Annotated in this window: 13 protein-coding genes; 12 read left to right on the top strand and 1 reads right to left on the bottom strand. The window is 68.2% G+C overall.

The features are described 5' to 3' along the window. Positions 1 to 157: 157 nt before the first annotated feature. Positions 158 to 385, top strand: a complete 228-nt coding sequence (locus ALLO2_RS25265) for a hypothetical protein (protein ID WP_041258067.1) — start codon at positions 158 to 160, stop codon at positions 383 to 385. A gap of 128 nt (positions 386 to 513) precedes the next feature. Here the strand turns inward: ALLO2_RS25265 and ALLO2_RS00950 are convergent, their stop codons facing one another. Beyond that, a complete protein-coding gene (locus tag ALLO2_RS00950; protein WP_011438844.1) occupies positions 514 to 951 on the bottom strand; it encodes a hypothetical protein in 438 nt (145 codons plus the stop codon). Between the two features lie 742 nt (positions 952 to 1,693). Here ALLO2_RS00950 and nifV point away from each other — a divergent pair. The 11 genes from nifV (at position 1,694) to ALLO2_RS01005 (ending at position 12,300) form a co-directional block, all read left to right on the top strand. Then, the gene (gene nifV / locus ALLO2_RS00955; protein WP_035729057.1) at positions 1,694 to 2,899 is read left to right on the top strand and encodes a homocitrate synthase; all 1,206 of its coding nucleotides are present in this window, start codon (positions 1,694 to 1,696) and stop codon (positions 2,897 to 2,899) included. A gap of 201 nt (positions 2,900 to 3,100) precedes the next feature. Further along, a complete protein-coding gene (gene nifH, locus ALLO2_RS00960) occupies positions 3,101 to 3,964 on the top strand; it encodes a nitrogenase iron protein (protein ID WP_011438842.1) in 864 nt (287 codons plus the stop codon). A gap of 43 nt (positions 3,965 to 4,007) precedes the next feature. Beyond that, positions 4,008 to 5,468 carry a nitrogenase molybdenum-iron protein alpha chain gene (nifD, locus tag ALLO2_RS00965; RefSeq protein WP_011438841.1) on the top strand — a complete coding sequence of 487 codons (1,461 nt, stop codon included), beginning with the start codon at positions 4,008 to 4,010 and terminating at the stop codon, positions 5,466 to 5,468. Positions 5,469 to 5,535: 67 nt separating this feature from the next. After that, positions 5,536 to 7,092 (top strand): nitrogenase molybdenum-iron protein subunit beta, encoded by a 1,557-nt coding sequence (nifK, locus tag ALLO2_RS00970; RefSeq protein ID WP_035729059.1) that lies wholly within the window; start codon positions 5,536 to 5,538, stop codon positions 7,090 to 7,092. Between the two features lie 208 nt (positions 7,093 to 7,300). Next, positions 7,301 to 8,671 (top strand): nitrogenase iron-molybdenum cofactor biosynthesis protein NifE, encoded by a 1,371-nt coding sequence (gene nifE / locus ALLO2_RS00975; RefSeq protein ID WP_035729060.1) that lies wholly within the window; start codon positions 7,301 to 7,303, stop codon positions 8,669 to 8,671. Further along, the gene (locus ALLO2_RS00980; protein ID WP_023840003.1) at positions 8,671 to 10,398 is read left to right on the top strand and encodes a nitrogenase component 1; all 1,728 of its coding nucleotides are present in this window, start codon (positions 8,671 to 8,673) and stop codon (positions 10,396 to 10,398) included. Before nifE ends, ALLO2_RS00980 begins: the two co-directional genes overlap by 1 nt. Next, positions 10,392 to 10,826 (top strand): nitrogen fixation protein NifX, encoded by a 435-nt coding sequence (gene nifX / locus ALLO2_RS00985; protein WP_011438837.1) that lies wholly within the window; start codon positions 10,392 to 10,394, stop codon positions 10,824 to 10,826. The genes ALLO2_RS00980 and nifX overlap by 7 nt, the downstream gene beginning before the upstream one ends. Next, a complete protein-coding gene (locus ALLO2_RS00990) occupies positions 10,823 to 11,266 on the top strand; it encodes a NifX-associated nitrogen fixation protein (RefSeq protein WP_035729061.1) in 444 nt (147 codons plus the stop codon). The genes nifX and ALLO2_RS00990 overlap by 4 nt, the downstream gene beginning before the upstream one ends. After that, the gene (locus ALLO2_RS00995; RefSeq protein ID WP_035729062.1) at positions 11,256 to 11,492 is read left to right on the top strand and encodes a CCE_0567 family metalloprotein; all 237 of its coding nucleotides are present in this window, start codon (positions 11,256 to 11,258) and stop codon (positions 11,490 to 11,492) included. The genes ALLO2_RS00990 and ALLO2_RS00995 overlap by 11 nt, the downstream gene beginning before the upstream one ends. Continuing rightward, positions 11,489 to 11,944, top strand: coding sequence for a nitrogenase-stabilizing/protective protein NifW (gene nifW / locus ALLO2_RS01000; protein ID WP_011438834.1), 456 nt, complete (start codon positions 11,489 to 11,491; stop codon positions 11,942 to 11,944). Before ALLO2_RS00995 ends, nifW begins: the two co-directional genes overlap by 4 nt. Further along, positions 11,941 to 12,300 carry a nitrogen fixation protein NifZ gene (locus tag ALLO2_RS01005; RefSeq protein WP_035729063.1) on the top strand — a complete coding sequence of 120 codons (360 nt, stop codon included), beginning with the start codon at positions 11,941 to 11,943 and terminating at the stop codon, positions 12,298 to 12,300. The genes nifW and ALLO2_RS01005 overlap by 4 nt, the downstream gene beginning before the upstream one ends. The last annotated feature ends 15 nt before the right edge of the window (positions 12,301 to 12,315 follow it).

A 12,315-nucleotide genomic window follows, 5' to 3' on the forward strand; every position in this document is an offset into this window, starting at 1 on the left:
GCGTCCGGCGAATGCGAGTGCTCAACAACAATGCGGGGCGCCGGGTAAATACGGGGGCAGGCCGACAGCGCAGGTGCGTTCCGGCAAATGCAAGTGCGCTCCGCGAATGCGGGGGCCGTCCCGGCGATGCGGGATTCGATCGACGGTGCATTGTCTCATGGCGTTCAACGCCAAGCTCAACGGCGAGTTCAATGCCGAAGACGGCGGGTGGCGTTGGAAAACGCCGCCCGCCGTCCCGGTCCGTGCCGCCAACCATGACGGTCAGCCACGATATGGCCACTTCCACTGGGCGATGGCGTGGGCGGAGCGGGACAGCGCCGTCGCCACGATGACGCTTTGTCGCCGTCGTTCCCACGCCGTGGTTCGCGGCCATGATCAAACATAGGCGTGACGAACACGAAGCTGCCGGATTTCCCCCGGTTGACCTGGCGGTCCACCGCCTCCGGCAGCCACGACCAGACACCTCCGTCGCCGACCGTCAGGCCGGCGACGGAGGTGACGGCCACCGGTCGCTTAATGCAGCGGGCGCATGCAGTCCCGGCAGCGGTCGTTCAGAATCGAGAGGAGCTCGACAGCCTTGAGTGAGGCGTCGCGCACCTTCGCGATGTCCTGCGAGGAGTTCAGCCTGACCAGCGCGGATTCAGCTCCGTCGGAGGCGCCCTCCCGGACCGCCTCGACGATCTCTGCCGCCGGTGTGCCGAACTGGAAGAGCAGAACCTCTTTGTCCTGGTAGGACGGTAGTTCCGTGGGCAGGTGCCCGAGACCGATGCCGGCGAGGTTCCGGCTCAGGATCTGCCGCACGTTGGTACCCAATCGGCCATAGCCGCCGATCTCCCGCAGTGTCCCCATGTTGATCCGGAAGACACCGTTGTTGCCTACTACGGTCGCACGCAGGTCCTCCCACGTTCCCGGCGGGTCGGACGGCACGCCGACCATCTGCGTGTCCGTCATCTCTACCATCCCGACTGGCAACCCAAGTACTCCACGTATGCGCGAACCGACACGCCCAGCTCCTTCCGCTCTCCATAGGAAAGCACTGCGTGCTGCCAGGTCGGCGTCGCCCGGCGTCGCCCGGCGGAAAATAACTGTTATCCATAAGATAACCGACTCCTCGGGCGAGGTCCACTCACGACGGACCTTGTCGGTTTCGGAAAAGTTAATCCTGGTGATCGGGATCGCGCGGCGGTCGGGAAGCTGCCAACATGAATGTGAGTCATCTTGTTCATCCGCCGTGACCAGCATCGATAGCGCCGACATCTCTACGTAACATGGCAGGTACCTCGCTGAAACTCTTGTTCGAATGTTCCGATAACATCTCATCTGCACGGGGCGTTTGCTACTGTCATCTACATCGCGCCGACGGAGCTGGGGGATCCCCGTAATCGGGCGATCTTCCTGGCGTACCGTGTGCTCCGGACCACTTCGGCGGCGCGCCCGGGGCTATGTGGGCGGCGCCACGGGGGAAAGTTTCCAGGAAAATTTTAATTAAAGATTTTTCCTTGAGAATATCCTTCGAGGTATCTTTCGGGAGAAGCTTCCAGTCATCCCGACGGAATACCTGTTAACGCCGAAGTTACCGGGGCTTGCAGGGCTGAAATAAACGGCTCCTAGTGTTCTTCGTGTCGCCACCGGACAAACGAAGAACCACTGTTCGGGGGCGATCCCATGGCCTTCTGTTCTCGATCGACGGCTGGTGATGACAGTGCCCGGTCCCCGTTTTCCCAGCTCATCCGCGCCTACGGTCGAGCCGGCCGCGCCGGTCAGGTTTTGCGACACCACCCTGCGCGACGGCGAGCAGGCGCCTGGAGTGGCATTCACCGCAGCCGAGAAACTTGCCATCGCCGCTGCTCTGGACGCCATCGGCGTACACCAGATCGAGGCCGGAATACCTGCCATGGGACCCGCCGAACGGGATGTCCTGCGGGAGATCCTCGCGACGCAACCCCAGGCCGGCGTGGTGGCGTGGTGCCGGGCCGACCGCCGCGACATCGATGCCGCGGTGTCCTGCGGAATTGTCACCGCGCACCTCACCATTCCCGTCTCCGACCTGCATCTGAAGAGCAAGCTGGGCCGGGACCGGGGATGGGCGCGGCGCCGCATCCGCGACTGCGTCTTCGACGCGGCCGACCGCGGGCTGCGATTCAGCGTCGGCCTGGAGGACGCCTCCCGCGCGGACGACAACTTCGTCATCGAGCTGGCCGGCGAGCTGCGCGAGTGGGGCGCCACCCGGATCCGCTGGGCCGACACGGTCGGTCTGCTGGACCCGGTCAGCGCCTACACCCGGCTCGGCCGGCTGGTCCAGGCGGTCCCGGGGGAGTGGGAGATCCACGCCCACGACGACTTCGGTCTGGCGACCGCAAACACCCTCGCCGCGGTTCAGGCCGGATTCACCTGGGTTAGCACCACGGTGCTGGGTCTGGGGGAACGGGCCGGCAACGCCCCGCTCGAGGAGGTGGCGATGGCCCTGCGGCACCTGTTGAAGGTGCCGGTGGACTTGGACACCACCTCGTTCCGCAGGCTCGCGCGGATGGTGGCCCGGGCCGCCTGCCGCCCGCTGCCGGTAGGCAAGGCGGTGGTCGGTGAGTCGGTGTTCGCGCACGAGTCGGGGATCCACGTCCACGGCGTGCTGCGACACCCGTCGACCTACGAGCCGTTCGACCCCGCCGAAGTCGGCGGGCAACGGCGGCTCGCGTTCGGGAAGCATAGTGGCCGGGCCTCGGTGCGTTACGCGCTGGCCCAGTACGGCATCACCGCCGACGACAGCGAGATCGAGCCGCTGCTTGAGCGGGTCCGGACCACGGCGACCCAGACGAAGCGCGGCCTGCACGGCCGTGACTTCCAGGAGCTTCTCGGGCGGGCCGAAGTGCCGGCCCCCCGAGTGGAGGCCCCGCCGTCCTAGGCCGGGTCCGGCAGGACCCGGACCCGGCTGACAGACGCAACGGGGTAGATCAACAACTAACGGTTGTGCCGATGTCCCGGCCAAACCCGGCCGGCGGCACGACTCCAGCCCAGGGGCTCTCGCGGCCCGACCTGCCCGATCGGCGTGGTCGTGGCACCGGTGCCCCCTGCGCTGGGCAACCGTTCCGAGGAGGAACACCGCATGCGCCAGATCGCATTCTATGGCAAGGGTGGTATCGGCAAGTCCACCACCCAGCAGAACACCATGGCGGCGATGGCCGAGATGGGCAAGAAGGTCATGATCGTCGGCTGCGACCCCAAGGCCGACTCGACCCGGCTCATCCTGCATTCCAAGGCCCAGACCTCCGTCATCCAGCTGGCTGCCGAGAAGGGCTCGGTCGAGGACCTGGAGCTCGACGAGGTCCTGGTAGAGGGCCAGTGGGGCATCAAGTGCGTCGAGTCCGGTGGCCCGGAGCCCGGTGTGGGCTGTGCCGGCCGCGGTGTCATCACTTCCATCAGCTACCTGGAGGAGGCCGGCGCCTACGAGGACCTCGACTTCGTCACCTACGACGTCCTCGGTGACGTCGTCTGCGGCGGGTTCGCGATGCCGATCCGCCAGGGCAAGGCGCAGGAGATCTACATCGTCACCTCCGGCGAGATGATGGCGATGTACGCGGCGAACAACATCGCCCGAGGCATCCTCAAGTACGCGCACTCCGGTGGTGTCCGGCTCGGCGGGCTCATCTGCAACAGCCGCAACACCGACCGCGAGGACGAGCTGATCATTGAGCTCGCCCGCCGGCTCAACACCCAGATGATCCACTTCATCCCGCGCAACAACGTCGTGCAGCACGCCGAGCTGCGCCGGATGACGGTCATCGAGTACGACCCGAAGAACGAGCAGGCCGACCAGTACCGGCAGCTCGCCAAGAAGATCGTCGACAACGACATGAAGACCATCCCGACGCCGATCACCATGGACGAGCTCGAGGAGCTCCTCATCGAGTTCGGGATCATGGAGCAGGAGGACGAGAGCATCATCGGCAAGGCCGCCGCTGTCGCCTGACCCTGTCACCTGCTCCGACTCCGTCGAGGATGAGGTCCCGACCATGACGACGACGCCGGCACCTATCAAGGCCGAGACCGAGGCGATGATCGCCGAGGTGCTGTCTAACTACCCTGCGAAGACGGCCAAGTTCCGGGCCAAGCACCTCAAGGCCAACGACCCCGATGGGTCGAAGGAGTGCGAGGTCAAGTCCAACATCAAATCCCGCCCGGGGGTCATGACGATCCGCGGCTGCGCCTACGCCGGTTCCAAGGGTGTGGTGTGGGGCCCNGTCAAGGACATCGTCAACATCAGCCACGGCCCGGTCGGCTGTGGCCAGTACTCCTGGGCCACCCGGCGCAACTACGCCCGCGGCCCCTGGGGCGTGAATAACTTCGCCGCGATGCAGTTCACGACCGACTTCCAGGAGAAGGACATCGTCTTCGGCGGTGACCCGAAGCTGGAGACGGTCTGCGACGAGATCGTCGAGCTGTTCCCGCTGGCCAAGGGGATCTCGGTCCAGTCCGAGTGCCCGATCGGTCTGATCGGCGATGACATCGAGGCGGTTTCCCGCAAGGCCTCGAAGAAGCTCGAGCTGCCGGTCGTCCCGGTGCGCTGCGAGGGGTTCCGCGGGGTCAGCCAGTCCCTCGGCCACCACATCGCCAACGACGCGGTCCGCGACCACGTGCTGGGTACCGGCGGGAACACCTTCAAGCAGACGCCGTATGACGTCGCGCTCATCGGCGACTACAACATCGGCGGCGACGCCTGGGCCTCCCGGAAGATCCTGGAGGAGATGGGCCTGCGGGTCATCGCCCAGTGGTCCGGTGACGGCACGATCAACGAGATGGCCTCGACGCACCTGTCGAAGCTGAACTTGATCCACTGCTACCGGTCGATGAACTACATCTGCACGACCATGGAGGAGCGCTACGGCACTCCGTGGACCGAGTTCAACTTCTTCGGTCCTACCAAGATCGTCGATTCGATGCGGAAGATCGCGGCTTTCTTCGACGACGAGATCAAGCAGAAGACCGAGGCTGCGATCGCCCGCTACCAGGTCCGGTTCGACGAGATCACGAACGCCTTCCGGCCGCGCCTGGAAGGCAAGCGGGTCATGCTCGCGGTCGGCGGACTGCGGCCCCGGCACACCATCGGTGCCTACGAGGACCTCGGCATGGAGGTCGTCGGCACCGGCTACGAGTTCGCGCACAAGGACGACTACACCCGTACTTACCCCGCTCTCGCGGAGGGCGTGGTCCTCTACGACGACCCGACGGCCTTCGAGCTGGAGGAGTTCGCCAAGCGGCTCAAGCCGGACCTGATGGGCGCGGGCGTCAAGGAGAAGTACGTCTTCCACAAGATGGGCGTCCCCTTCCGCCAGATGCACTCCTGGGACTACTCCGGGCCATACCACGGCGTGGACGGCTTCGCGGTCTTCGCCCGTGACATGGACATCGCGATCAACAGCCCGACCTGGGACCTCATGGAGACCCCCTGGTCGAAGGCCGGAGAGGTGTTCTGACCGGCCGGTCCGGCCCCCGCCGGCGGTAGCCGGCAGTCATCAGCCACGGTAGAAGGGAGGATGTCCGGTGACGACGACTCCGGAAACAAACAGTTCCGTCCCGCTGCGGGTCCTCGACCACAGCGAGCTGTTCAAGGACGAGGTCTACCAGAAGCAGTTCGAGGGCAAGCGCGAGTTCGAGAACGGCAGCGACGCCGCCGAGGTCGCCCGGGTCCTGGAGTGGACCCGCGGCTGGGAGTACCGGGAGAAGAACTTCGCCCGGGAGGCGCTGACCGTCAACCCGGCCAAGGCGTGCCAGCCGCTCGGCGCGGTCCTGGCGGGCCTCGGCTTCGAGGGCACCATGCCCCTGGTGCACGGCTCGCAGGGCTGCGTCGCCTACTTCCGCAGCCACTTCGCCCGGCACTTCAAGGAGCCCGTCCCGGCGGCATCCTCGTCGATGACCGAAGACGCCGCCGTCTTCGGCGGGCTGAACAACCTGGTCGAGGCGCTCGAGAACGCGACCACCCTGTACAAGCCCAAGATGGTCGCGGTCAGCACCACCTGCATGGCCGAGGTGATCGGGGAGGACCTGTTCGCCTACATCGGCGCGGCGCGGGACAAGGGCGCGATCTCCGCCGACTACCCGGTGCCGTACGCGCACACGCCGAGCTTCGTGGGCTCGCACCTCACCGGCTACGACAGCATGCTCAAGGGCATCCTGGAGCTCCTGAGCAGGACAGCGGACGCCGACAAGGTCGAGTCCCCCGGGAAGCCCCGGCTGAACATCGTGCCCGGCTTCGAGACCTACGTCGGCAACCNCCGCGAGTACCGCCGCATCCTCGAGCTGATGGGTGTCGACCCCCTGATCCTGGGCGACCACAGCAGCTCCCTGGACTCGCCGGCGACGGGTGAGTACGAGCTCTACCCAGGTGGTACCCCGCTCGCCGAGGCCGCCACGGCTCGGTTCAGCCGCGCTACCGTGATGCTTCAGGAGACCACCACCCGCAAGACGACGGAGTTCGTCCGGGACGGGTGGAAGCAGGAGACGGTGGTGCTCGAGACCCCTATCGGGGTGAAGAACACCGACCGCTTCCTGACTGAGGTGGCCCGCCTGGCGGAGGTCGAGATCCCGGCCGAGCTCACCGCCGAGCGTGGCCGCCTGGTGGACGCGCTCACCGACTCGCATGCCTATCTGCACGGCAAGCGGGTCGCCATCGCGGGTGACCCTGACCTCGTCATCGCGATGACCGGCTTCGCCCTCGAACTCGGGATGATCCCGGTCCACCTGCTGAGCACGAACGCCGACAACTCCTTCGCGCCCAGGCTGGAGAAGGTCCTCTCGACTAGCAAGTTCGGCGAGGCGGCGACCGTCTGGCCGGGCAAGGACCTCTGGCACCTGCGGTCGCTGGTCTTCACCGAGCCGGTCGACCTGCTCATTGGGAGCTCGTACCTGAAGTACATCTCCCGGGAGGCGAACGTGCCGCTGGTCCGGGTCGGTTTCCCGATCTTCGACCGGCACCACCTGCACCGCTTCCCGATCGTCGGCTACACCGGCGGTCTGCACCTGCTCACCCAGCTCGTCAACACGGTGCTCGACGAGTTGGACCGCACCAGCCCCGACCACAGCTTCGACGTCGTCCGCTGAGCGTCCGACCGGGCACAGCTGTGGCCGGTCCGGCTCCCGGCCGGATCTGAACGTGGTCGGCCGGCCGCNCCCNCCGCGCTCCCTGCGNCCGNCCGNCCNCCCCGCCGTGGGGTCGATCGATCACCTCCCGGATCGATCGACCCCTCGCCCCCGTCTCACCTCTTTCAAGAACCGTGCCCGTAGAACCGCGTCCTTCCGAGGATGGCCCATGGCAGCCACAGAACGCGTCGCGCTGTTCACCGAACCGGCCTGTAACCACAACAACGCCAAGAGCACCAAGGCCCGCAAGGCGGGTTGTCCCAAACCCAAGCCCGGGGGCACTTCCGGAGGCTGCGCCTTCGACGGAGCCATGATCACCCTCGTCCCGATCGCCGACTGCGCTCATGTGGTCCACGGCCCGATCGGCTGCGCGGGCAACTCGTGGGACGGCCGAGGCAGCCTGTCGTCCGGGCCGGTGCTCTACCGGCACGGCTTCACCACCGACATGGCCGAGAACGACGTGGTGCTCGGGGGGGAACAGCGCCTGTTCGACACCATCCTGGAGGTCGTCGAGCGGCACTCGCCGCCAGCGGTCTTCGTCTATTCGACCTGCGTCACCGCGATGATCGGAGACGATCTCGACGCGGTGTGCGCGGCTGCCGCCGCCGAGTCCGGGGTGCCGGTGATCCCGATCCACTCGCCCGGGTTCGTCGGCAGCAAGAACCTCGGCAACCGGCTCGCCGGCCAGGCCCTGCTCGACCACGTGATCGGCACCGTTGAGCCGGAGCTCACCACCGACCGGGACGTCAACCTGATCGGTGAGTACAACATCGCCGGGGAGTTGTGGGACGTCCTGCCGCTGCTGTCCCGGCTGGGCCTTCGGGTGCAGGCGTGCATCAGCGGTGATGCCCGCTACCGTGACGTCGCCGCGGCCCATCGGGCCAGGGCGACGATGGTGGTCTGCTCGCGCGCGCTGCTCGGACTCGCCCGTGGCCTGCAGGAACGCTACGGGATCCCGTGGTTCGAGGGCAGCTTCTACGGCACCCGGGCGATGGGCGACNCCCTGCGCGGNTTCGCCCGCCTGCTCGAGGACGACGAGCTCTCCCGCCGCACGGAGGAGCTCATCGCTGTCGAGGAGGCGGCCGTCGCCGTCGCACTTGAGCCGTACCGGCGCAGGCTCGCCGGGCGTAAGGCGGTGCTATACACCGGCGGGGTCAAGAGCTGGTCGATCGTGTCCGCGCTGCAGGACCTCGGCATCGAGGTGGTCGGCAGCGGCATTACCAAGAGCTCCGACGGCGACGTGGACAAGATCCGCGAGCTGCTCGGCGACGCAAAAATGATCAAAGAGGGCAGTCCGCGCGAGCTGCTGCGGGTCGCCGAACAGACCGGGGCGGACATCCTCGTCGCCGGCGGCCGCAACCAGTACACCGCGCTGAAGGGCCGGCTGCCGTTCCTCGATATCAACCAGGAGCGGCACATCCCTTACGCCGGCTACACCGGGATGGTCGAGCTCGCCCGGCGCCTCGACCTGGCGATCGCGAGCCCGGTCTGGGAGCAGGTCAGCCGGCCCGCTCCCTGGGACCTGGTCGGAGCCCGCTGATGGCCGAGATCGTGACCGGAGAGCGGCAGGCGACGATCGACCCGCTCAAGCACAGCCAGCCGCTCGGGGGTGCGCTGGTCTTCCTGGGCCTCGCCGGCTCGCTGCCGATCATGCATGGTGCGCAGGGGTGCGCGTCATTCGCCAAGGCCCTGCTCACCCGGCATTTCAACGAGCCGATCCCGCTGCAGACCACCGCGATCACCGAGGTGACCGCGGTCCTCGGCAGTGGTGAGGCGATGGTGGAGACGCTCGATGCCATCCGGAAGAAGCAGCGGCCGGAGATCATCGGCCTGCTCACCACGGGGGTCACCGAGGTCAGCGGCGAGGACGTCGGCGGCCAGCTGCGCAAGTACCTCTCGGCCTGGAACGAGACCGACTCGAGCGGGCCGGAGGCGGGCGCGAACGGCTCCGCCCCCGGCAGGGCCCCGCTGATCGTCGGGGTCTCCACCCCGGACTTCATCGGGGGGCTGTCCGACGGCTGGTCGGCCGCGTTGGAGGCGCTGGTCCGAGCGGTGGTGCCGGCAGAGCATTCCGAAACGGAGCCTTCCGAAGCGAGATATTTTACCGGGCGCACCGCCTTCATCGCGGCCAGCGCTCCCGTAACGCATCTCACTACCCCCGGGTCCGCCGAGGCTGCCAGGTCCACCAGGTCCACCAGGTCCACCAGGTCCACCAGGTCCGCCAGGTCCCTGGGGTCCGCCGAGGCTGCCAGGTCCACCAGGTCCGCCAGGTCCCTGGGGTCCGCCGCCCGACGGGTGGCGGCGGCGGACGGTGGTGCTCTGGACCCGCGCCAGCTCGCCGTCCTGGTCGGCCCGTCCCTGACGGCGGCCGACCTCGACGAGCTCGGTGAGTTGATTCGCGCGTTCGGGCTCGACCCGGTACTCGTCCCCGACCTGTCCGGATCGGTGGACGGGCACCTGGCCCCCGCCTGGCAGCCCACGACGACCGGCGGCACCGGGCTCGCGCGGCTGCGGGCGCTCGGTCGGTCGCGGGCCGTGCTCGTCGCGGGTGCGACCGCGGCGGCGGCCGGTGACCTGCTCGCAGCCCGGACCGGCGCCCGGATCCTCCGCCACCGTCATCTCAGCGGGCTGACGGAGATGGACACCTTGGTCACCGAGCTGATCGAACTCACCGGAGCGTCCGCGCCGGCCCGGGTCCGGCAGGCCCGGGCCCGGCTCGCCGACGGTCTGCTCGACACGCACTTCGTCCTCGGTGGCGCCCGGGTCGCGCTGGCAATGGAGCCGGAGACCCTGGTCGCCGTCGGTTCCCTGCTGCACGACGTCGGGGCCGAGGTCGTGGCGGCGGTGTCCCCGACCGCCGCGCCGGTCCTCGCGGACGCGCCCTGGGACGAGGTCGTCGTCGGTGATCTGACCGACCTCGCCGAACGGGCTCGGGCGGGTGGTGCGCACCTCGTCCTCGGTTCCAGCCACGCCCGCGAGGTCGCCGACCGGATTGGCGCCGCGCACCTGCCCGTCGGCTTCCCGATCTTCGATCGGCTCGGCGCGGCGCTGGCCGGTACCGCCGGGTACGCCGGAAGCCTGCGCCTGCTCATCGACGCCGCGAATCGTCTGCTCGATCACGAGCACGTGCACCGCCGTTCCGGGCGGAGGTTCTCCGTGTCCGGCGCGGATGGACAGCCCGCCCACCGGACCGAGATCCCCACCCAACCCGGCTCCGCGGGTGAATCCGATCAACTCGACAACCTGTTCCAGGAGTCTCCGTGTTGAAGATCGCCTTCGCGACCAGCGACGGCACCGCTGTGGATCAGCATTTCGGGTGGTGCCAACGGTTCGACGTGTACGAGGTCGGCCCCGAGGGGGCCAGGTTCCTGGAGACCCGCGCGCTCGACGCGGCGCCGACGGACGAACAGGACAAGATCGAATCCAGGCTCGCCGCGGTCTCGGACTGCGCGATTCTCAACATCAGTGATATCGGCGGGACGGCCGCGGCGAAGGTGGTGAAGGCCCGGGTTCACCCGGTGAAGGTGGTCAAGGGCACCGCCATCCCCGAGCTGCTCCGCCGCTACACCTCGACGCTGGCCGGCAATCCTCCGCCCTGGCTGCGCAAGGTGCTGCGGTCCCACGAGCCGCAGCCGGCGGCGACCTGGACCCGCGGCGGTGCTACGGCTCTGAAGCCCAAGGGGGACGCGGCATGACCGCGAAGACCGGTTTCCTCGGCGACCTGGTCGACCAGCTGCGCGCCGGGGACACCTACGGCCAACTGGAACGGTTCTCCGACGAGGACCTGCTCCGCCCGTTCATCGTCACGCGGGAGCAGCGCCGCGAGATCGCGGTGAACTGCGACATCGACGCCGCCGTAGAGGGCCGGGTGCGCTCCTTTTACNAGGCGGNCGCGGCGGCCACCGAGAAGGCGACCGGGGCGTTCACCACCACCGTGCTCGACCTCAGCCACGAGGGGTTCGGGCGCGTGATCATTTGTGCCGGGCGGCTCGTCGTCCTCTCCGACGCGCTGCGGGACGTGCAGCGGTTCGGCTTCGGCTCCATGGACGAGCTCTCCGCCCGGGGCGAGTCGCTGGTGACCGGCGCGACCAAGCAGATCGAACGATGGAACGAGGTGGCCCGCGATGACTCCTGACGCCCAAGCCGCCGACACCCCGGCAGGGGGCGCCCCGGCCGACACCGAGCTGCGGCTGCGCAAGCTTCGCAGCCGGGCCTCCCAGCTCAAGCTCGACCTGCACGNCCTCGCCGAGGNCCNCCCGATCGGCNGGGAGGGCCTGCTCGACGCCGCCCGCCGCACCTACGACGCCTATGCGGAGATCGCCCTCCTCGAGGGCCTGCTCAAGAAGGAGACATCGCGATGAGCGTGAGCATGGCCGCCGGCCAGCTGGCGGACTTCCGCCGCTGTTCCACCGCCGAGGAGTACTTCATCCTGCTGGACGTCGACTACGACCCGCGAGTCCTGGCCGTCAACCGGCTGCACATCCTCCGGTACTTCGCCAACCAGCTGGTCGAGCTGCACGACACTCGGACCGAGGCCGGGAACCCGGTGGAGCTGCTGCGGGAGTATCGCGACGCGCTCATCCGCTCCTATGAGGCCTTCACCACCGCCTCCGCCCTGGACCACCGCCTGTTCAAGGTGCTGCAGGACCGCGCTCCGCAGTCGTCGTTCGTGCCCGCGTCGTCGATCACCGTCGAGCGGCTGACCCCGACGGTGCCCCAGCCGTCGGCGCCGTCCGACCCGGTGGAGCCGTCCCAGTCCGCCTGGCCGCACCACGCCGCCGCGTCCGCCGACTACCTGGGTGGAACCCGATGAACAGCACCTACGACGTCGGCGANATCGTGGTCGCCGTCAAGGCATTGCGTAACGACGGCACGTATCCGGACCCGGCGATCGCCGTCGGTGAGGTTCTCGTCGAGGCCGGCACCCGTGGCCAGGTCATCAACGTCGGCCTCTACCTGCAGGAACACATCGTGTACGCGGTGGCTTTCGACCACGGCCGCATCGTCGGCGCGCTGGAACGTGAGCTCGTCTCCCCCGAGCAGTGGCAGCAGGCCGCGGCTGTCGCCGCCGGTACCGCCGCACCCGCCGCGACGACCACCGCGACCTCCTCGGCGACCGCTCCGGCCACCGGCACGGCGACCGCCGGGGGGAAGGAAGGGCGGTCGTGAAGGCAACCCCCGTCA

This window comes from Frankia sp. Allo2 (assembly GCF_000733325.1).
GTDB lineage: Bacteria > Actinomycetota > Actinomycetes > Frankiales > Frankiaceae > Frankia > Frankia casuarinae.